General features: G+C 49.8%; 22 protein-coding genes. 14 read left to right on the top strand and 8 right to left on the bottom strand.

Going from position 1 to position 20,135, the window contains the following annotated elements; all coding sequences use genetic code 11:
- Positions 1–189: hypothetical protein (locus tag MVG27_RS08610; protein WP_297556505.1), on the top strand; the 189-nt coding region annotated here is incomplete at its 5' end.
- A complete protein-coding gene (locus tag MVG27_RS08605; RefSeq protein WP_297548846.1) occupies positions 174–755 on the top strand; it encodes an adenosylcobinamide amidohydrolase in 582 nt (193 codons plus the stop codon). The genes MVG27_RS08610 and MVG27_RS08605, both read left to right, overlap by 16 nt.
- Position 756: 1 nt before the next feature.
- Here the strand turns inward: MVG27_RS08605 and MVG27_RS08600 are convergent, their stop codons facing one another.
- Complete coding sequence (locus MVG27_RS08600; protein ID WP_297548856.1) at positions 757–1,992, bottom strand: 2,3-bisphosphoglycerate-independent phosphoglycerate mutase; 1,236 nt, start codon at positions 1,990–1,992, stop codon at positions 757–759.
- A 91-nt stretch (positions 1,993–2,083) separates the two neighbouring features.
- Here MVG27_RS08600 and MVG27_RS08595 point away from each other — a divergent pair, with 91 nt between their 5' ends.
- Together MVG27_RS08595 and MVG27_RS08590 are read left to right on the top strand one after the other, a co-directional pair.
- Positions 2,084–3,016 carry a sodium:calcium antiporter gene (locus MVG27_RS08595; RefSeq protein ID WP_297548848.1) on the top strand — a complete coding sequence of 311 codons (933 nt, stop codon included), beginning with the start codon at positions 2,084–2,086 and terminating at the stop codon, positions 3,014–3,016.
- A gap of 40 nt (positions 3,017–3,056) precedes the next feature.
- A complete protein-coding gene (locus tag MVG27_RS08590; RefSeq protein WP_297548858.1) occupies positions 3,057–3,548 on the top strand; it encodes an HIT domain-containing protein in 492 nt (163 codons plus the stop codon).
- Here MVG27_RS08590 and MVG27_RS08585 read toward each other — a convergent pair.
- Both MVG27_RS08585 and thyX read right to left on the bottom strand, forming a co-directional pair.
- On the bottom strand, positions 3,545–4,231 hold the full coding sequence (locus MVG27_RS08585; protein WP_297548850.1) for an STK_08120 family protein: 687 nt from the start codon (positions 4,229–4,231) through the stop codon (positions 3,545–3,547). The genes MVG27_RS08590 and MVG27_RS08585 overlap by 4 nt on opposite strands.
- A gap of 63 nt (positions 4,232–4,294) precedes the next feature.
- The gene (gene thyX, locus MVG27_RS08580) at positions 4,295–5,032 is read right to left on the bottom strand and encodes an FAD-dependent thymidylate synthase (protein ID WP_297548860.1); all 738 of its coding nucleotides are present in this window, start codon (positions 5,030–5,032) and stop codon (positions 4,295–4,297) included.
- Between the two features lie 210 nt (positions 5,033–5,242).
- Here thyX and argF point away from each other — a divergent pair, with 210 nt between their 5' ends.
- Positions 5,243–6,190: an ornithine carbamoyltransferase gene (gene argF, locus MVG27_RS08575; protein ID WP_297548862.1), complete on the top strand. Its 948-nt coding sequence runs from the start codon at positions 5,243–5,245 to the stop codon at positions 6,188–6,190.
- A gap of 74 nt (positions 6,191–6,264) precedes the next feature.
- On the opposite strand, the gene MVG27_RS08570 is transcribed toward argF, so the two are convergent.
- Positions 6,265–8,016 carry a DUF4932 domain-containing protein gene (locus tag MVG27_RS08570; RefSeq protein ID WP_297556502.1) on the bottom strand — a complete coding sequence of 584 codons (1,752 nt, stop codon included), beginning with the start codon at positions 8,014–8,016 and terminating at the stop codon, positions 6,265–6,267.
- 97 nt (positions 8,017–8,113) lie between these two features.
- On the opposite strand from MVG27_RS08570, the gene MVG27_RS08565 reads away from it, so the two are divergent.
- Positions 8,114–9,043, top strand: coding sequence for an RsmB/NOP family class I SAM-dependent RNA methyltransferase (locus tag MVG27_RS08565; protein WP_297548413.1), 930 nt, complete (start codon positions 8,114–8,116; stop codon positions 9,041–9,043).
- 1 nt (position 9,044) lies between these two features.
- Here the strand turns inward: MVG27_RS08565 and MVG27_RS08560 are convergent, their stop codons facing one another.
- The 3 genes from MVG27_RS08560 to MVG27_RS08550 are packed head-to-tail and all read right to left on the bottom strand — an operon-like array spanning position 9,045 to position 11,760.
- Positions 9,045–10,016, bottom strand: a complete 972-nt coding sequence (locus tag MVG27_RS08560; RefSeq protein WP_297548415.1) for a hypothetical protein — start codon at positions 10,014–10,016, stop codon at positions 9,045–9,047.
- Positions 10,016–10,588, bottom strand: coding sequence for a metallophosphoesterase (locus MVG27_RS08555; RefSeq protein ID WP_297548439.1), 573 nt, complete (start codon positions 10,586–10,588; stop codon positions 10,016–10,018). Before MVG27_RS08555 ends, MVG27_RS08560 begins: the two co-directional genes overlap by 1 nt.
- A gap of 8 nt (positions 10,589–10,596) precedes the next feature.
- Entirely contained in the window at positions 10,597–11,760 is a 1,164-nt protein-coding gene (locus MVG27_RS08550; RefSeq protein WP_297548417.1) for a hypothetical protein, read from the bottom strand.
- 68 nt (positions 11,761–11,828) lie between these two features.
- On the opposite strand from MVG27_RS08550, the gene MVG27_RS08545 reads away from it, so the two are divergent.
- The 8 genes from MVG27_RS08545 (at position 11,829) to speB (ending at position 18,793) form a co-directional block, all read left to right on the top strand.
- Positions 11,829–12,938, top strand: a complete 1,110-nt coding sequence (locus tag MVG27_RS08545; RefSeq protein WP_297548441.1) for a saccharopine dehydrogenase family protein — start codon at positions 11,829–11,831, stop codon at positions 12,936–12,938.
- Positions 12,916–13,578, top strand: a complete 663-nt coding sequence (locus MVG27_RS08540; protein ID WP_297548419.1) for a 16S rRNA methyltransferase — start codon at positions 12,916–12,918, stop codon at positions 13,576–13,578. Before MVG27_RS08545 ends, MVG27_RS08540 begins: the two co-directional genes overlap by 23 nt.
- 97 nt (positions 13,579–13,675) lie before the next feature.
- Entirely contained in the window at positions 13,676–15,055 is a 1,380-nt protein-coding gene (locus MVG27_RS08535) for a sodium-dependent transporter (protein ID WP_297548421.1), read from the top strand.
- Between the two features lie 68 nt (positions 15,056–15,123).
- The gene (locus tag MVG27_RS08530) at positions 15,124–15,534 is read left to right on the top strand and encodes a translation initiation factor IF-5A (RefSeq protein ID WP_297548423.1); all 411 of its coding nucleotides are present in this window, start codon (positions 15,124–15,126) and stop codon (positions 15,532–15,534) included.
- A gap of 58 nt (positions 15,535–15,592) precedes the next feature.
- The gene (locus MVG27_RS08525; RefSeq protein WP_297548425.1) at positions 15,593–16,138 is read left to right on the top strand and encodes a universal stress protein; all 546 of its coding nucleotides are present in this window, start codon (positions 15,593–15,595) and stop codon (positions 16,136–16,138) included.
- A gap of 9 nt (positions 16,139–16,147) precedes the next feature.
- Positions 16,148–17,425: an ArsB/NhaD family transporter gene (locus MVG27_RS08520; protein ID WP_297548427.1), complete on the top strand. Its 1,278-nt coding sequence runs from the start codon at positions 16,148–16,150 to the stop codon at positions 17,423–17,425.
- Positions 17,426–17,434: 9 nt separating this feature from the next.
- Positions 17,435–17,884 carry a universal stress protein gene (locus MVG27_RS08515; RefSeq protein ID WP_297066476.1) on the top strand — a complete coding sequence of 150 codons (450 nt, stop codon included), beginning with the start codon at positions 17,435–17,437 and terminating at the stop codon, positions 17,882–17,884.
- A gap of 39 nt (positions 17,885–17,923) precedes the next feature.
- Positions 17,924–18,793 (top strand): agmatinase, encoded by an 870-nt coding sequence (gene speB, locus MVG27_RS08510; protein ID WP_297548429.1) that lies wholly within the window; start codon positions 17,924–17,926, stop codon positions 18,791–18,793.
- On the opposite strand, the gene MVG27_RS08505 is transcribed toward speB, so the two are convergent.
- Positions 18,788–20,122 carry a sodium:proton antiporter gene (locus MVG27_RS08505; protein WP_297548431.1) on the bottom strand — a complete coding sequence of 445 codons (1,335 nt, stop codon included), beginning with the start codon at positions 20,120–20,122 and terminating at the stop codon, positions 18,788–18,790. The genes speB and MVG27_RS08505 overlap by 6 nt on opposite strands.
- Between the last annotated feature and the right edge of the window lie 13 nt (positions 20,123–20,135).

Below are 20,135 nucleotides of genomic sequence, written 5' to 3'. Positions count from 1 at the left end.
CCCCCGAGGGTCATTCCTATTAACAGGGCAATCAGCCCCAATCCAAACCACATCTTTCTCATGTTCTCAACCCCCTGCATGTGTAAGTTTAATATTACATATACGCAAGTGGTTTATAAAGTTTACGGTTCTGACAAGGCAAACGTTATTAACTGCAGGGCCAAATCCCAATCATGGGCAACTTCATAATGGCATTCAAAGAGCCCATGCTCGCTTTGAGCAACGCCCCTCATCGCGGAGGCTTAACTGAGGCCAGAGGATTCTTCTTCCTGAAGGTTCCCAAGAACTACTCCGGAGATTACAAGAAGGACTGTCTGGTCTTTGAGCAGGAACACGGCCTTGAAAACTTTGTCGGCTTCATGACGGCCGCGGAGATAAGTAAAGTCCTCTCCATAGCAAAAAGCGGGGAAGTTACGGCCTATGTCACCGCTGGAATAACAAATCCAGCAATAGCCGGCGAGGTTCCGCCCCCCTGGAAGCCGGGAACGATAAACATAGCCCTTCTTATCAACGACGGATTGACAGTCGGTGCGATGGTCAACGCGATAATGACCGCAACCGAGGCAAAGACCTACACACTTTTGAAACTCGGTTACAACGCTACCGGAACGACGAGCGATGGAATCGGCATCTTTGCTTTTGAGGGGAACAAAGAGTGGGCGGGAACCGCCACAAAGCTCGGAATAAACATCGGAAAGGCAGTAAGGCAAGCTTTAGAAGAAAGCCTTAGAAAATGGGAGAGAACGAGGGCGTAATTCAGGCCCCGAACTTCTCAGAGCGGTTCATGAGGTCCATCATTATGGGGACTATGTCGTGGCCCTTTATCCTGCCGAGACCACCGCGCATGCACTCGCGCTCGCCGAAGGCCTCGGTTGAATCGGTTCTGACGCCACCGCCCGCTATGAGGAGCGGAACCGGGTCGCCACTGTGGTTCATAACCTCGCATGGCGTTGAGTGGTCGCCGGTTATCGCTATCACAGTTTCCTCAAGGTCGATGTGGTCAATGATGTAGCCTATCATCCTGTCGGCTTTCTCAATCATCTCGGCCTTCAGCTTTGGATTGTTGTCGTGGCCAGCTGCATCAGTCGGCTTGAAGTGTAGAAACACGAAGTCATACTCCTTGAGAAGCTCGACTGCCTTTTTGGCTTTAGCCATCTCGTCCGTGTCGTATTCGCCGGTCGCTCCTTCTGGAGTGTAAACGTCGAAGCCTATTGCCCTTGCAACGCCCTTAACGAGGGAAACAGCTATAACCGCTCCAGCCTTAACCTTCCACTGCTCGGTGAACTTCATGGGAATGTTCGGATAAGTGCCCGCCCCCCTTATGAGGAGGTAGTTTGCAACCGGTTTTCCTTCCTTTCTGCGCTTCTCGTTGATTGGGTGCCTCTCGAGTACCTCATGGGCCTGTCTAACGAACTCTTCGAGGATTTCAGCTACTTTTCTGCTTTCCTCGTCCTTCCAGGTGAACTTCTTTGGAGGTTTACCTGCCTCATGCGGGTCGTTTTCCCCCACTTTATAGCCCTTAGCCATGCCCTTGAGAACCAGAACGGCTCTGTGACCTGTAGCCCCTACAAAGATGAAGTCAACAGGCAGTTTAACGTTCTCCTGTATTGCCTTCGCAAGTTCATGAGCTTCCTCCGTGCTTATCCTGCCAGCTCTCCTATCTACTATTATCCCATTCTCAATTGTGGCGAAGTTAACCCTGAAGGCCAAATCGTCCTCATCCAAGTCGAGCCCAACGCCGAGGGCCTCGAGGAAGCCCCTTCCGCGGTAGACCTTGTAGGGGTCGTAGCCGAAGATACTGAGGTGAGCCGTGTCACTGCCAGCTGGTTGGCCGGGCTTTATGGGGTCCTGCTGGCCGAGGATTCCCATCTTGGCTAGCTTGTCCATGTTGGGCGTTTTTGCATACTCAAGCGGTGTTTTTCCTCCAAACTCTTTGATCGGTCTGTCTCCGAGGCCGTCGAGAATTATGAGAAGTCCCTTTCTCTGCTTCATACCTATCACCGTGAGTGATTAGCAGGTCCGGTTAATAAGTTTGTTGGGCAACCTTTTAAACTGTCCCAAGAAGGCAATTGAGGGGAGAGAAATGCTTGAGTTCGCAGTATGGTCACTTTCAATCCTCATTGGAATAGCCGTCCTTGTGGTTGCCGGTGACAAGCTTTCCGACAAGATAATTGAGGTTGCAAGAAAGGCCGGAATCTCTCCGCTGGTAATAAGCATCGTCCTTGTTAGTCTCTCAACGACGTTGCCCGAAATAACGACGAGTGCCCTGGCGAGCTATCAGGGGGTCAACGGGATAGCCCTCGGAAACGCCCTCGGGAGTATATTCGCCAACATCGCCCTCATTCTCGGTCTCGCCTCCATGATTAGGCCCCTAAAAGCCGGCCGTTCCGCATATGAGAACTCTCTCGTTATGCTCGCCTCACTCGTCTTTCTCATAGCCCTCTCAATTGACGGGACGTTGAGTAGACTCGACGGGCTTCTGCTACTCCTTGCATACGCGGTCTACCTACGGTGGCTTCTCAAGAAGCATGCGAGGAGTGAAGTGGATTGGGAGCCAAGCGGAGACGTTAAGGCCTTTGATTACGTCCTCCTGATAGTTCTTGGACTCTTCCTCGTCGGCGGTGCCGAGATGGTCGTCTTTGGGGGTAAGAACATAGCGCAGGCCCTCGGCATATCTGATTTCGTCATCGGAGCCACCGTTGTCGCTATTGGAACCTCCCTGCCCGAGATGACCAACGCCCTCTACGGTGCCCTGAGGGAACGGGGAAGCATAAGCGTGGGCAACATAATTGGGGCCAACATAATGAACGCACTCGTTGTCCTCGGTATTGCCTCGCTCATAAGACCAATCCAGACCGGCGCTTCGGTGCTGACGGTAGTCTTGGTTCTCTTCGCGATGATTCCCATGATAGCCTCGCTGAAAAAGACAGGGGGGATAGACAGGCCCGTGGGAGCGTACTTCCTGGTTCTCTACGCGGTCTACCTCGTCCTGATTTTCTCAGGAGTTGAGCTGTAAGGTTTTTAAACTCCCCCTCTTTCCCCCTCTGGTGGTGAGAATGAAGGTCCTGTGGGCGCCGTGGAGAATAGAGTACATACGCTCCCCAAAGCACGAGGGCTGTATCTTCTGCGACTTTCCAAAGGAGAACCGCGACAGGGAGAGGCTCATCCTTTACCGTGGAAAGCACGCCTTTGTCATCATGAACAACTACCCCTACAATCCGGGCCACGTAATGGTCGCTCCCTACAGGCACGTCGCCAACTGGGAGGAACTGACGGACGAAGAATTGCTTGAGATAATGAAGCTCACCCAGCTGATGATTAAGGCCATAAAGAAGGCCATGAACCCAGACGGCTTCAACCTCGGTGTTAACCTCGGTAGGGTTGCTGGAGCTGGAATAGACAGCCACGTTCACCTCCACATAGTCCCGAGGTGGAACGGCGACACGAACTTCATGCCCGTCATAGCGGACACAAAGGTTATCCCAGAATCATTGCAAGAAGCTTACGACGAACTCAAAAGGGCCATAGAAGAAGTTGAAAAAGATTAAAGTTTCTTTGCTCTTATTTTAAACTTCTTATCAAGAGGAAGGCCTTCAAAAAGTTCTTTTCCGAGCTCTATGACCGGTATGTCCGCCTCAATAACGCTCTCTTTCATGCCCTGTCTAACCCTTAGCTCCTTGAGATTGCCGTCCTTAACCGTTATGGCCAGATACGTCCCGTCTTCTGCCTCCCCTTCAAGTATAAAGTCCTTTCCAAATTCCATTGCCACCCTCTTGACCAGCGCCGGGGCCGTTTCGGGTGTTATGTGCTCCACCTCGCCCTCGCTCCCGTGGAATCTCACAACGGGGCATGCCATGGAAGAGCAGAACTCCCGGATTGCCTCCGCTATTCCCTTCGCGAAGTTCTCAAGGGGCTTGCCCATGAAAGTTTCCCCGAAACCCGCCCAGCTGGCCGTAACGCGGAGCTTTCTCCCAATCATTTTGAAAGTGACCGTTAGAATACCCTTGTCCCCTCTGAAAGTATATATAACCTCGTTTCGTCCTATCCCCACGTCAAGCTCGAATTCATAGCCGAAGTTGAATATAAACCGGGGAACCTTGAATTTTACCCTGCCCCTCTCGAATTTTTCGAAATACGGGAAAAACGGCAGTGTCTTTTCGGGCTCACTCAGGATTAATATAAGAGTTTCCCAGTCGTATGGAAGTTCAACCTCCCAGCTCTTGGACTTCATATTATTACCCCCTTTGAATTTCGATGAAAAGAATGCACGTTAGTTTTTAAATCCTCCGCAAAATTACTCAACCTCGGTTAGTTTTATCCAGCGTTCTTTCGTCCGTTTCAAACAGCCCTTTGGCATTAGTTCTCTCTCCGGACAGTATCCGAGTTGTATACAGCGTGGCCCGAGCTTTGCCCACCTTATAATTGGCCTCAGCTCATCGTTCTTCGCTATCTCCTCAAGCATCTTCCAAGCAACTTCTCGAATCTCCCACTGGGCCCTCTCGCAGAGCCTCAGCCCAAAAAAGTGCTTAAGCTCGCGGAGGTTCATCGTAACGACTATCTTCGTTCTGACTGCCTGGGGTAGGATGAAACGGGCATCCTCTTGGTGAACGCCGGCCCTGTGAGTTTCCTCATATAGCTCGATGGCGCTCCTCATGAGCTCTTTCCACTTCTCGTAGAGCTCCGGATTTTCTTTCACGCTCTTCGGAATTACAAAGGTTTCCTCAACATCATTTGGGTTCAATTTTACGTAACGCTGGGACTGCTGGGTATAGCTTGCTATCCTATGTCTCACTAATTGGTGAGAACATACGCGAGAACATCCCTCAATTGCAAAGGTAAGAACCGCATGCTCAAGGATTGACTCGTGGCCGTAGCCGAGAACCCTCGGCAGGTGCATCTCGACGTCCTTCTCGCTCATTCTCTCAAAGGCTTCAGTTTCCCAGTCCTCCCAGTAGCTTATGAGTGCTGACCATGTGACAGTTTCAAGTGGTTTTTTTGTATAATTGACGAGCTTGACCTTGATTTCGCCCATAGTGAGAATCACCAGTGGGCAAAGGTGTTACAACTTATTAGGTTTGCTTTGACGTGGAGAAGTCAACGACTCTTTGCTAATTTCTCAGTCTTTTTGGCCTTACGTTTGGAAAGGAATCTACGGGATTGTTTCAAACAATTTCAGAAACTCCGATGATTTTCCGACGAAAGGATTATTAAATTCAGTAGACAGCTTTAAACGGTGATGCACATGGTGGTTAGTTTGGCCGGAAGGGACGTTCTCTGCCTTCAGGACTTCACAAGGGAGGAGATTGAGACTATTCTCAAGACGGCGGAAATGATGAAGATTTGGAACAAGATTGGGAAGCCCCATCGCGTTCTTGAGGGCAAAACGCTAGCCATGATATTCCAGAAGCCATCAACGAGGACGAGGATTTCCTTCGAGGTCGGAATCTACCAGCTCGGGGGTTATGGCCTCTACCTCAACGCCAATGACCTCCAGCTGAGGAGGGGCGAGACGATAGCCGACACAGCGAGAGTTCTCAGCAGGTACGTTGACGGAATAATGGCTCGCGTCTACGCCCACAAAGATGTGGAAGACCTCGCCAAGTACGCGAGCGTCCCGGTCATAAACGGCCTTAGCGATTTCTCCCACCCGTGCCAGGCTCTGGCCGACTACCAGACCATACTTGAGAAGAAGGGTCGTATAGCCGGTCTTAAGATAGTATACGTTGGAGATGGAAACAACGTGGCCCACTCACTAATGATAGCGGGCACAAAGCTCGGTGCCCACGTTGTGGTTGCAACGCCCGAAGGCTACGAGCCCGACGAGAGGGTTATCAAGTGGGCGGAGCAGAACGCGGCTGAGAGCGGTGGAAGCTTTGAGCTCCTCCATGACCCGGTCAAGGCCGTTAAGGACGCGGACGTCATATACACCGATGTCTGGGCGAGCATGGGACAGGAAGCGGAAGCAGAGCAGAGGAGGAAGATATTCCAGCCGTTCCAGGTCAACAAAGAGCTTGTCAAGCACGCCAAGCCGGATTACATCTTCATGCACTGTCTCCCCGCTCACAGAGGCGAGGAAGTTACTGATGATGTCATAGACAGCCCGAACAGCGTCGTCTTTGACCAGGCCGAGAACAGGCTCCACGCCCAGAAAGCGGTTATGGCCCTCGTCATGGGCGGGATTAAGGTTTGATGTTTTTTCTTTAATCATTCTCCATAAGGCTAGCTCCATAAGGCTAGAAAAAAGGAAAAATGTCAAAACTGCATTCATGCCCACTCGAAGGCATCACCACCCCAATCAGGGATAATTACGTACGTTAGATAGTAAATGCGCGGGAAGTATCCGTTGTAGAAGGGCCACCTACCACTTCCAACTGCTAAATAAACCACTGCACTCTCATTCCACGGGTTTCTGAAAACTTCAAAGACTTTCAGCCCACCTGTGTAGGTTTCTCCGCTTGGTCTGCTGTAAAACTTGTTGCCGTTTACCGTGACGAGGGCGTTCCTGTTGAGTTCTTTGAGCAGGGAGCTGTTGGAGTAAAGAACCAGCATCAGATTACCCTTTAGTTCTTTCTCCGTGAGGTTTGATACAGGTTTCAGGGTTGCGTTGATGCCAAGACTTAACAGCCAGTGGTACTCGTTCTCAGCGACTCTCCGAGAGTAGCCTCCTGAACTGTATGCAACGATTGCACCAGTTGAGTTAGCCCGTTTGAGGAAGTCGTAAACCGTCATCGGAGGTTTAACTTTCTTTCCTCCGTCGGTCTCGTTGTAAACTTTCCCAACAACTTTTGCAAGTTCTGGCATGAAATCGGTGTAGTTCTTATAAACGTCTCTGTGCTTCATGTAGTCGTTGACGTAGGCATTGTAGACGTCCTTTATGAAATAGAAGGGCACGCTGTACATACCGAGTTTTCTTTTGGCATCGTCTTTATTGCCTGTAATGTTGAGATAGTAAACCTCGACGGCCCTGACAAAGGTTTCGTAGAGCATTATCTTGAAGTTGGTGTATGCCATCATGGAGAGCTTTTCCCTTACTGGGTCGTAGAGCGACTCGTAGGGCTGAAAGAGGCTGTAATACTCGTTCACCGCTGGATTCACAAAGCTGTGGGCGAACTCGTGAACAAGGAAAGTTATTCCATATTCCGAGAGATAAACTATTGGAATGCCGTCTTTGACATTACTAAACCCGAGAAACGCGTAGACGTATTTGTCCCCCTTTCTGTTTATGTAAAAACCAAATCCATGTCTGGATATTAATGTGAGAGGAACTATCGTCCATGAAGAAGCTTTTTCGCCAAAGAAGCTCTCCTCGAACCGGGTCACGTTGAGAATTGTTTTACCGTTTCCTTCCTCGAATCTGCGGAGAGTTTCGTTGTAGAACGCTCTGTGCTCGTTGTAGAACTTCCAGAAGTCTGTCTCATTGGCGAACTGGGCAACCGCCCGGGCGAACTTGTCGAGTAAGGTGGTGTTCAGCCACGGCCTGTACTGGAGCATATCGCTCCAGTTCATGGCCTTTGAAAAGTTGACCGGATTCAAATGAAGGGCGAACTCGGGGATTGCATCGTATGCAATGCCCTCCTTTACCATTATTGGGATCATTTTGACCGCGGTGGCGTTTGTATAGTTCTCGAAGTATTCAGCGACGTCTTTCATGTAAGGGTAATTATATGGAGTTGCTCCCGCAAGGTAAGGGCTGACCCTTTCCTGATACCATTTGGGATTGGCTATGAAGTAGATTATCTGAATGAGTTCAACGCGCGGGTCTATCTCAAGGTGAACCCTAGGAGAGAGGTTTACCTCGACTGGAGTGAAGTTTATGCCCTGTGAAGATTGGGAAACGTTTTTTGAAGAGTTTTCAGGAAAGCCTTGGGAATGAGTAACGTTGGGAAGACTCTGGGACTGAGAATACGTCGTTGAGGTTGAGGGTTGGTGTGTAGATGATGTTGTTGGTGCTGATCCAAGGCATCCGCTCACGAGAATAACGAGTCCCATTAACATCAAGGCGAGGAGTTTCCTCATTCTAATCTACCCATATTTTTCTCAACATTGAAGTTAAAAGAGTTTCCACAAAACTTCAAAGCGCAGACGTTTTAAACCCCCCTCCCAACCTCCAACCATGCTCGAAAAGTTGTTTTCCCTCGGCTACTCCAAAACGTTCGCGGAACGCTATTACCAGCTCTGGGGCGAAAGGGCGTTAAAAATAGCCGAGGCCATGGAAAGGCCTCTTCCAAGGTGTTTCCGTGTAAATACGCTCCGCGTTGAGATTCCAAAGCTTACAAAGCTCCTCAACAAGAAGGGCTTCCAGTTTAGAAGAGTGCCATGGGCGAGGGAAGGTTTCTGCCTGACAAAAGAACCCTTCTCGATAACTTCAACGCCCGAATATCTCAGTGGCCTCCTCTACATTCAGGAGGCAAGCTCGATGTATCCCCCCGTTGCCCTTGAGCCGAAGCCGGGAGAGGCGGTTGCTGACATGGCCGCCGCCCCCGGTGGGAAGACAAGCTACCTCGCCCAGCTGATGGAGAACGGGGGAATAATCTACGCCTTCGACGTCGGCGAGGAACGCTTAAAGGAGACGAGACTTAACCTTTCCCGTCTCGGCGTTACAAACACGGTTCTCTTCCATAAATCATCTCTCTACATAGACGAGCTTGGCGTTGAGTTCGATAAAATTCTCCTCGATGCCCCCTGCACAGGTTCCGGGACGATACACAAGAACCCGGAGAGAAAAACCAGCAGAACTATGGAGGACGTTAAGTTCTGCCAGAATCTCCAGATGAGGCTCATCGAGAAAGGTCTAAGCGTCCTTAAAAAAGGCGGAATCCTCGTTTACTCCACATGTTCCCTTGAACCGGAGGAGAACGAGTTCGTAATCCAATGGGTTCTGGATAACTTCGACGTTGAGCTCCTCCCCCTGAGATACGGCGAGCCGGCTTTAACCAATCCCTTTGGAATCGAGCTGAGCGAAGAGATGAAAAAGGCGAGGCGCTTCTATCCGGACAGGCACGACACGAGCGGGTTTTTTGTGGCAAAGATAAGAAAGCGATGAGTCACTCCTTGGATTCAGCGATAAGTCTTTCCTCTATCTCGTGGAGTTTTTTCTTCACGTCATCACTCAGAAGTTTTTCGAGCTCTTCTCTGGCTTTTTGGGCCAGCTCGAACTTCGAGCCGAACTTTCCGAGGCTTATCCACTCTATCTTCTTGTTTCCAACAAAAACATCGATGTCGCAAAGCCTTTTGTAACCCCTATACTCAAGTCCCTTGAGTAGGAACTTAACCTTTTCCGGTTTCTCCCACGTGAGAAGCTTGAGCTTATAAACGGGAACGCGCATGAATGGCCGTGGATAGTCCCAGTCCCAGCCCTCTCCCACTATAAAGCCCAAATCCAGGTCCTCTATAACGAGCAAGAGCCGTTCAATGTTTTCTTCGTAGCGCCTCTCAGTATCATAGAGCTTTATTGTCAGCTCGTTCCATTCAGGCAGGAGCTTGAGGAGAAGCATCGGCGTATCTATGAGAAGCTCCCTGTAAACACTTAGGAAGTCCCTCCTAACCAGAACGGCCCCATCAATGTCCTCGGGCCCTATCGGCGAGCTCAGCTTCTTCCTGGTGACTGAAATTACTGTGTCGCAGGCCTCTCCGAGGTTGAGGGCGTCTATCTGGCTCATTATCTCACCATTGAACTTCTCGGCAAGCAGTTTTAGTGCCTCCTCCACCTTCTCGGGGACACGGAGGATTATTATCGTGCTCTCAATTTCCACCCTCTCAACGGGTAGCTTGCTGTTCACTATCTCCGAGAGGACGACCTTTGCACCCTGCTTTATGTGAAAGCCCGTCTCTGGTGGCACTGTCCCGGTCTCCTCTGGTGGTGTAACAAGGAGTATCGTCTCAAACTCGCTACTTTCCCTTATTGCCTCCTCTGTGGGTATCTCCTCCACATTAAAGAGCTCCTTTACAGCGTCCTTCAACTTTTCCACGTCACCCCTCAGGAAAACAATCGAGGGTCCAAAGCGCATGAGCCTCATCATAACCCCCTCCTGAGTTTGTAACCCCTTGCAGTGTCGGTTCCAACCGGGTAGTCTATCCTTACGACCCTCCCGCTCGGGAGGAAAATGAAGTTAACCCCCAGGACTGCGTTTAATCCCTTTGGGATTACCCTGAAGTTGTGGCCGTAGAGTTTGAAGTCGGCGTTTTTATTGACAACGTCCTCCCAAGTGTGTCCAAGGGCGAGGGTCTTCCCATTTATCTCAATAACACTTCCCGGCTCAACAACGCTCTCTCCAAAGAACCTCTTTACGAGCTCCACGTCATCTTCATTGCCGGGAACGATGTAAAGCTTTGCCTTCGAGCCCTTGAGTATGCGGGCAAGCTTCCTCAGCCCGGCTTCATAGGCCGGCTTTAGCTCAGGTTTTCTCTCAAGCTTAACGTTGTCAACCAAATCGCCCGTGTGAATTATTATCTCCGGACGGTAATCGTCTATTAGCCGTTCAATGAAGCGGTAAACGCTTTCCGGAGTGTCACCTACGTGCATCACAAGGGTCTCTTCCGTGTTTTTCCTTAAGTTCCGGAGCTTTCTTCTCCTGAGAAAGCCGAGCATTGGGAACACTAATAGACGCTGGTCGGTTCGTGTATATTACCCTTTTTCCGATAGTATCTTATTGTTACTAATCCAGCGAGCAGACTGATTCCAAAGAATGCAGTGGCAAAAAGTGTAAACTGTACTGACTTCATGATCCCACCCAGGAACAAGAGGGAAAGGAAGTAACCCACAAACGGTAGTACTCCCAGGGAGTAAGGGTCTATCTCTTCCCCTTTGACCTTGAGTTCGTCTAATCCTCTCTGTATTCCCCTCGTTAGCAGAACCTCAAAAATCACAAGGAGGATTAGTGTCCCAAGAATAAATGCGCTATTTCTCGTCAAGATACTCCAGACAAAGGAGAACACAACTGCTGTAAGATAAAGGGCCATCGCAATGTTCTTGGGAGTTTTCACCGGTTTGGGCAGGACGAGGTACAGTGCGTAGTTTATCGACGAGAACCACACTGCCGTAAAAAGGAGTTGAATGACTACGAGGCCTCCTACCTGGGTTTTCAGACCCGTAGAGGCAACCACTGAAACAACCAGCCAGCCGAACAGAAAGCCCGAGGTCCAGAGCGTATTTTTGAGCCTTTTGCCCTTAACTGCTAGGGAGCCCATAAACCCGAGTATAATCCCTAGGAGAATCGATACCACAATGAGGGTCCCGCTTATAATGCTCACCCAGTCAGCCTTAACAGGGACGAGTCCTTTCCAGTACAGGCCGACTGGTATAATGGAATTCTTTTTTTCTCCCACGGGATGAACCCAGAGGGTTCCTTGAAGGCTCACGTTTGTGGAGTCGTGCCTCAGAATCCAGGGTATTAAATTCACGGGTTGATAAAGGGCTCTAACGTGAAGCTCAATTGGGATCATATCTCCCGGCTTGTATTGACCATTTTTGACAAAGAGAGTGCTTTTGTATTCTCCATAAAACGGACCTGTGGCATTGATGATATAGTATGTTTCATCTATGGGGACTACCGTTGTGTTTTTCGGGTTGAGTACATGCCCCTTGCAAGTTCCTTCGGCTACGAATTCTAAACCGTATTTGGAGTCAACGGCCTTAACAATCAGCGGGCTACATGACAAGGTTACGTTTGTCTTCCCCATGCTATTTGCACTAACTTGGGAAATGGTGGAAATAGTAAAGGCCAGCAATATCAACGCAATCAACGAAGCTTTTATCTTCATTCTGACCGCAGGTGATACTCTTAGTCCCTTTAAAAACTTTAGCACTTAGGGAAGTATTGGGAGACCTTATTAAGGCTCAATCCAAAACTCCATCGGTGTCAGCTATGAAGGTTCTCGTTCTCGGCGCTGGAAACGTTGGTAAAGCTATAGCGTGGGACCTGAAGGACGAGTTCGAGGTTTACGTGGCAGATTTAAGCGAGGAAAGACTGGGAGCCGTTTCCGAGTTTGCTACACCGCTGAAGGTTGACGCATCGCGCTTCGATAAGCTCGTGGAGGTTATGAGGGGATTTGAGCTCGTGGTCGGTGCTTTACCTGGTCGCTTTGGCTATTCATCAATCAAAGCCGCCATAAAGGCCGGAGTGGACATGGTTGATGTCTCATTCATGCCCGAGAACCCTCTCGAACTCCGTGAGGAAGCGGAAAATGCCCAGGTAACTGTTATCTTCGATGCCGGTTTCGCCCCCGGGCTGAGCCACATTCTCATGGGGAGAATCTGGAACGAGCTAGACGACATGAGTGAGGGCTACATCTACGTCGGTGGCCTTCCGAAGGAGCCGAGGCCACCACTTTATTACAGAATTACATGGTCCCCGAAGGATTTAATTGAAGAGTACACGAGACCCGCGAGGCTTATCAGGGACGGGGAGCTCAGTTCTATAGACCCGCTCTCGGAAGTTAAAACGGTGAAAATCGAGGGATTCACTTTCGAGGCCTTTCCGAGCGACGGCCTGAGGAGTCTGCTCGAAAGCGTAAGGGTCGAGAGGCTTGAGGAGTGGACGCTCCGGTGGCCGGGCCACCTTGAGAAGATGAGGGTTTTGAAAGAGCTCGGCTTCTTCAAACCGGAGCACGTTGATAAAACCCTTGAAGTTATAACCCCGCTCATGACCTACGAGAGCCCGGACTTCTCCGTTTTGAAGGTGGTTGGCCGGGAACCGGAGAGGGAGATAAGCTACACCCTCCTAGATGAGGAGAGGGAATTCACGTCAATGGCGAGGGTTACTGGTTACACAGCCTCAGCCATAGCCAGACTGGTTTCAGAGGGTAGCTGTATCTTCGGAGTAATTCCACCGGAGATACTTGGCATGAGGATTGACACCTTTAAGAGAATCCTTGACGAACTCGAGGAGAAGGGAATAAAGCCGAGGAGGGAGGAGTGTGCTCCACCTGGTGATAGCTGATTCCGAGCTGGAACTCGTTCCAAAGTCAATAGTAGAGCATCCGGCCGTTGTGAACTACGCTAGGAGAAGGGGTAAGAAGCCGGAGGAAGTAATCCTTGATAGTAGTTACCACCATTCGGCTCTCAAGAAGCTTGAAGACGGTGATAGGCGCGGCAGGCCGGACATAGTGCACATCTGCCTTCTCAACGCCCTTGAGAGCATAGCCAACAAGGAGGGGAAGCTCAGGGTTTACGTTCACACGAGGAACGACGAGGTAATCTACATAAAGCCCGAGACGAGGCTTCCGAGGAACTACAACCGCTTCCTCGGTTTGATGGAGAGCCTCTTCAAGAATAGGGTTGTTCCGAAGGACCTTGAGCTGTTAAGACTGGAGGAGAAAACGCTGGGTGAGCTCATCGAGGAAATTGGCCCGGATGAAGTCTTCGTTATGCACGAGGAAGGTGAACTGGTAAAGCCAAGGGACTTCGGAAAGAGCCTCGCTGAGCTCGAAAACCCGGTCGTAATCGTCGGTGGCTTTCCCCACGGCGACTTCAGGAGTCCCGTTAAGGGTAGAAAGGTCAGCCTCTACCGTGAGCCTCTTATGGCGTGGACAGTCGTGAACGAAATAATCGTCAATTTTGAAACTTATTTGAACCTTTAAAATCACTTCTTTTGTAATTCCAAATCCTTATGCCATAATGTTTTTATACAGCTTGTTACATACTGCATTGAATGTTCTAGAATACGGGGGGTTCGCAATGAAAAAGGTAAACATACTGATGGCTCTGCTCATTACTGGTTACATCCTTGGAATCTGGAGCTTTCTTGTGGTTCCTAAGTATTACATTGTATTTGGCCTAAAAGGTTTCTTGATTTCCCTCGTTCCGTCAATTGTTGCCCTGTTCTTGGCCTATAACGAGGCTCAGAGCACAAAGAAGACTAGATATCTCATTTATGAGTTTTTCACCAGAGTAGCTAGGACTCCCTCTGTTGTTTTCACACTACTCATGTTTCTTCTCATAATCTTGGGCGTTACGGCATATGCTTCAGGATGGGGACTTGTTTATCTGTTTGGGGGGACAAGTGAATACGTAATACCATTGGCGATTCTGACAATTCTTTTGGCTTCCCTCCTGTTAATGTTGGCGAAAGGTAAAGCTCTGGAGTTTATATCTGGAATATCTGTATTGATGATTCTGTTTACTGTGATCTCAACGATTCTCATCAGAGATAGAGCACTTAAAGTAGTGACGTCGGAACAGGCCAAGTATTATATGGGCAATGCAGTTTCAAGCATAACCTCATTTAACCATCCCCTGACAGTTGAGGGAATTATTATGCTTCTTGTTTCTATTGTAATAGCGTTTGGACTGGGTGCTGGTGTATACTACGTTCTTGGAAGTTTTGCTCCGGAGGATCTCGATTTCAAAAGAGTTTTAGTGGTGGTTTTCTTTTTCCAGATAATCTTGAGCTTTGCAGCTGCTTATACAATTGCATACTCCCTTGGCCCCGCCTTCCAAGCATTTGAGCAAAGTGTTCACAATCCCAACATAAACCCCGAAGAGAGTCTAAAACTTTATTCCCAGTTTATGGCCCTTCAAGCATATGCAACCAACAGTACAACACCTCTTCCCCAGTCTATCACCGTTTTTTACATGATTCCCCAGATTATCAGAGGCAATATCCCTGGAGCAGAGACGATTATTTTTCTGCTCATACTGTCCTTCTACTTTGCTGGTCTAACTACAATTATCGTTCTCATTGAAATGGGGACCCAAGTCCTGTCTGAAGTGATGCAACTCGAGAGAACGAAGGGATTGGCTGGGGTTTCCCTTATTGGAATCGCAATATCGGTCGTAATGACAGCTGGTTTTGCAAGAACAATGTTTTTTGCAGTTCCCTTTAGTGTTGGGGCGATAATAGCATTGGTGGAAGCATACCCAGTTGTTAAGTCAGGAATACTTCGCAGAAGAAGCGCAGTTCTGCTTTCAATGATTCTCTTGGCTTTTGTTGGATTTTTTGCTCTCTATTACTCTTTTAGAAGCCAGAGTGATGCTGTTAAGCTTGGAGCAATACTTGGTCTCGTTCTTCTGGTTCCTCTCTTTATGAACCGAATATTCTTGAGGAGCCGTCGCTAAGCCTTTTTCAAAAATTTTTTAAACGCCTTCTCCAACTCAAACCAGAACTCTTAGAGGAGGTATGAAAGATGGGAGACAAGACTAAGGTTCAGGTCAGCAAGCTCAAGCCCGGAAGGTACATTATTATTGATGGAGAACCCTGCAGGATTGTTAACATAACGGTTTCTTCCCCTGGAAAGCACGGTTCAGCCAAGGCGAGGATTGAGGCCGTTGGAATCTTCGACGGCAAGGTCAGGAGCATCGTTAAGCCGACAAGCGCGGAAGTTGATGTCCCCATCATCGACAAGCGCGTTGGCCAAGTCATAGCTATAACACCGGATACAGTCCAGCTTATGGACATGGAAACCTACGAGCTCTATGACGTTCCCTTCGAAGGAGGCGTCGACGAGGAAGTGAGGGACCAGCTTAAAGAAGGAATAACCGTCGAGTACTGGGAAACCCTTGGGAGAATCCAGATTAAGAGGGTCAGGGGCGAGTGAGCCCCTTCCCTGCACAACCTTTTAAAGTTCCTTTTCTTGAAAACCCCGGGGTGGGCTTATGGTTAATTTCAGCGAGCTCATTCTCCGAAAGTTCAGGAACATCGCAGGCTCTCGCTATGAGGAAATAATGAAAGCCTACCAGGAGTTTTTCCTAACGGAGGAAGAACTTCAGATTCCTACGATAAATTCAATACTCTTTGCTATTGATAGATTTTCTGGTAAGATACCTGATGAAGTTTTTGATGTGGTCTCTGCGTATCCAGGTGCAAAAGTTGAGGTTGTTTATCTTATTGATAGTGTTCTCTGTGGCTTAATACGGGAAACTCTCGGAGAGGATGAAGCTAGAAAATTCCGAGAAAAAGAGGAGGCTCTTGGAAGAGAAATTCTCAAAAAAATAGAAAGCACGCTCTCAGAACTTGGCATGAACTTTACAATGGCGATAATCTTTGATGATAAAGTTGAATTTATTGAAAATGAAACAGAAAGCAGAGACTTACTTGTGATATCAAGGCACTTTGGTTCTGAGAGCGTGAAAACCCACAAGGTTAGCCCCGTCGTTTTCAGGATTGTTCAGGGCATTAAAAAACCCGTAATCGTTTACTGAGGTGGTATCATGAACACGCAGGAGGTCATAGCCCTCGCAGTTTTTCTGGGAGTTTACGCCTTCATAATAACGGAGAAAATCCACAGAACCGTCGCCGCCATGGTCGGTGCCAGCGTTGTTCTGCTTGTGGGTATAGTGCCCTGGGAAAAGGTTCCCGAGTACCTCGACCTTGGAACTATTCTCCTCCTCGCCGGGATGATGGTGGTTGTAAACGTCGCCAGGGAGAGCGGGCTCTTTGAGTACATCGCCATAAAGACCGCAAAGCTGTCGAAAGGTAATCCTATGAAGGTGCTCCTCCTCTTCTCGGTGGTTACTGCCCTTGTGAGCGCTTTCCTCGACAACGTTACGACCGTCCTTTTGCTAACCCCGATGCTTCTATACATAACTAAAAAGATGAACGTCAACCCCGTCCCCTTTCTCCTCTCCGAAATCTTTGCCTCCAACATAGGTGGAACCGCAACGTTGATAGGAGACCCACCGAACATTATGATAGGCTCGGCGGCAAAGCTGAGTTTCAACGAGTTCCTCCTAAACATGGGGCCGATAGCCTTGGCCGACCTCTTCATCACGGTGGCCATAGTTTATTTAGCCTACAGGAGTGCGATTAGGATTAACTCCTCAAGGAGAGCCGAGATTGAAATGCTGATAGTGGAGATGGACGAGAACGACGCCATTCGGGATAGAGAGCTTTTCAAAAAGTCCCTGGTCACAATTCTAGCGATAGTCGTTGGATTCTTCTTCCACGACCAGCTCGGCCTCGAACCCGCGGTTATAGCCCTGACTGGTGCATCGGCGTTGCTCCTTTGGTCTGGTGCTTCCCCTGAGGAAGCCCTTGAGAAGGTGGAGTGGGCAACGCTCTTCTTCTTCGGCGGGCTCTTCCTCATCGTCGGGGCCCTAGTGGAGACGGGTTTCATAGACCTGCTTGCCCAGCGCATAGTCAGTCTCATCCACAGCGAAGCCCAGGCAATATTCGTAATCTCATGGTTCTCCGCTATTTCAAGTGCTGTAGTTGACAACATACCTCTAACGGCCACAATGATTCCGCTGATAAAGGCGATGGGGTCGAGCATGAACACATACCCCCTCTGGTGGGCCCTTTCGCTCGGTGCTTGTCTCGGAGGAAACGGGACGGCGATAGGAGCAAGCGCCAACGTCGTCGTTATAGGAATCGCACACAGGGAGGGCGTTAGAATAACCTTTGGCGAGTTCCTGAAGGTTGGTGCCGTGATAATGTTCTCGACCGTCGCGGTTGGCAGTTTAATGCTATGGGTTAGATACGGACTGTGAGGTGGTCGTATGAGGATACTCGTGCTCGTTGACGGCTCTAAGTGGAGCCAGAAGGCGGCTTTACACGCCTTTGCAATAGCCAAAGTAAAGAGGGCCAAGGTGGTCCTTTTCTCGGTTCTGGACAGGCGTGAGGCGAGGGCCGTCGCCTTCCACGCCAGCGTCAGGAGCGGTTCACTTGAGGAAATCAAGCGCTTTGAGGAGACCCTCTGGGAGGAGAACAAAAGGAACGTAAAGGAACTGCTCACAACCCTGCTCGAACTCGGTCAAAAAGAGGGAGTTAACTGCTCCTTCAAGATAGCGGAGGGGCCCGCGAGGGAAACAATACTAAAGGAGGCCAACTCCGGAAAGTATTCGCTCGTCGTCATGGGCGCCTACGGTAAGAGCGGAAAGACGAGGATAGGGTCCCTCCTTGAGGAAGTAGTTGGTCACATTGAACCGCCCGTGATGATAGTGAGGTAGCTTTAAAACCCCTCCCTCTTTTTTTGCCCCGGTGGTGGCATGGAGTTCCTGTACACCTACGAAACGTTCAGGCTTGAGCTCCCTCTAACCAACCCAGAGAGCGCAAAGTACGTCATCTTGGGCGTTCCATTCGACGGGACGACGAGCTATAAAGCGGGGGCGCGCTTTGGACCTGGTCTTATCAGGCAGGCGACTCTCAACCTCGAGAGCTACATCCTCGATTACGACGTTGATTTGTCGGAACTTCCGATAGCGGACATAGGCGACGTTGCAGTCGTTGCCGGAGACCCGAGAAAAACCGCAGACAGGGTCAGGGAAACCATTGAAGAGCTGAAAAAGGCGAATCCAAAAGCCCTACCAATCCTCCTTGGCGGGGAGCACTCCCAGACGCTTGGAGCAGTTAAGGCCTTGAGGCCCAAGAGCTACGTGGTCTTCGACGCACACCTCGACCTCCGCGATTCCTACGAGGACAACCCCTACAACCACGCGTGCGTTGCGAGAAGGATAGCGGAGCTTGGAGTCAGGGAAGCGATGTTCGGAATCAGGAGCGGAACGAGGGAAGAAGTCGAGTTCGCCGAGAGAAGCGGAATCTCCTGGGTTCACGCGAGGGACTACAGCTTTGACGCATTCGTTGAGCTCGTCAAACCTCTTCCTGAGCCCATCTACCTCTCCGTTGACATAGACGTCTTTGATTTACCTCTCGTCCCGACAACAGGAACGCCGGAGGCCGGTGGCTTGGCTTTCTGGGACGTCGTTGAGGCCATAGAGTGGCTCGTCGAGAACAAAAGGATAGCGGGCTTCGACATAATGGAGGTCGCCGGAGAAACGCTAGGCAACCCGACGGCTTTAACGGGGGCAAAGTTGCTTTTCTACTTCATCGGGGCAATGGAAAAAATGGGAAGGTTATGAAGCCGGTTTGTATCCGGCCTCTTCAAATTCTTTAACTATGTCCCTGACCGTGAGGAGTTTCTCCCTAAGGATTGGAACCCAAAGCGTTTCGACGATAACGGTGGTTAGGACGGTTATTATGGTGACGCCGAGGATTATCTCACCCCAGTGAATGAGCTGAACGTTGTTGTAGGTTATTCCAAGAGTCAATGGAAGGCTCGCGAGGGCAGAGGGGACGACTCCTCTGGGTCCTTCCAAGGATATGAACAGGTACTCCCTAAAGTCGTGCCACTTGAGGATTGGTAGGGCTGAAATCGGTCTGGCCACGAGGATTATGGCAAGGGCTAGGGCGATTCCCCTCCAGAGGTAGTCCTCTATGACCGAGAGGTTGATGCTCGCCCCGAGGAGTGTGAAGATTAGTATCGTCGCAATCGTGGCCAGGCTCTCGTTGAAGTGCACCTCCTTCTCAACAGCCCTGATTATCCAGCGCGCGGTTTTGAGGTCTTCCTTGAAGAATATCTTGTGGTTGCCTAGAACTATCCCCGTCACTGTCGCAACGAGGTAGCCGGAGGCATGGGCGAGTTCGCCGAGGAGGAACCCCCCAAAGGCTAGAGACAGGGAGAATATGACGACGTCGGGAAAATCCATAACCCCTGCCTTTTTGAGAATCCAGTATCCTAAAATGCCCACTCCAATCCCTATAGCTATCGAGACCAGCATTTGGTAGAGGAAAAACACCACCGCGGCTGGGTATATGCCTATATAACCCGCGATTCTCTCAAGAATTTGGGCACTTGGTGCCTGTGGAACCAAGAGGGCTATGGCCACTGAAGTGAGAACGATACCCAGGGGGTCGTTGAATATGGACTCAGTCACTATTATCGTTTCTATGTCCTGTCTGACGCGATGCTGTCTGAAGAGGGGAATGAGCGTTGCCGGGTCCGTAGCCGAGATTATTGCTCCAAAGAGAAAGCCCACAACGAAAGGAGCGTGGAAAACCCACGAGAAGAACGCCCCTGAGAGAAGGGCCGTGACCAAGAGGCCTATGGTATCGAGCGTTAAAACGGTCCCGAGTCTTTTTTTCAGGAGGAAAAGGCTGAGGTTATGGCCCTCCGTAAAGAGTATCATGACGAGACCGAAGACACGCACATAGTCAAAGAGAACGTGAGCGAGGTTCCTGTTAACAATGTTGAGAATCGGTCCAATCAGTATTCCAAAGAATATAAACAGTGGAATGTAAGAGATGTTAGTTTTTTGGCTTATGAGCAGGGATACAAGGCCTATGCTCATGGTTATGAAGAAAACGTAGACCACCGTATCCACACTGGCCAATCCTGATGCCCCAATCATGTGCCTCACCCCG

Source organism: Thermococcus sp. (assembly GCF_027011145.1).
In the GTDB taxonomy this organism is placed as follows: Archaea; Methanobacteriota_B; Thermococci; order Thermococcales; family Thermococcaceae; genus Thermococcus.
The sequence above is the reverse complement of the archived record's forward strand: the minus strand, read 5'-3'. Positions and strand labels throughout refer to the sequence as shown.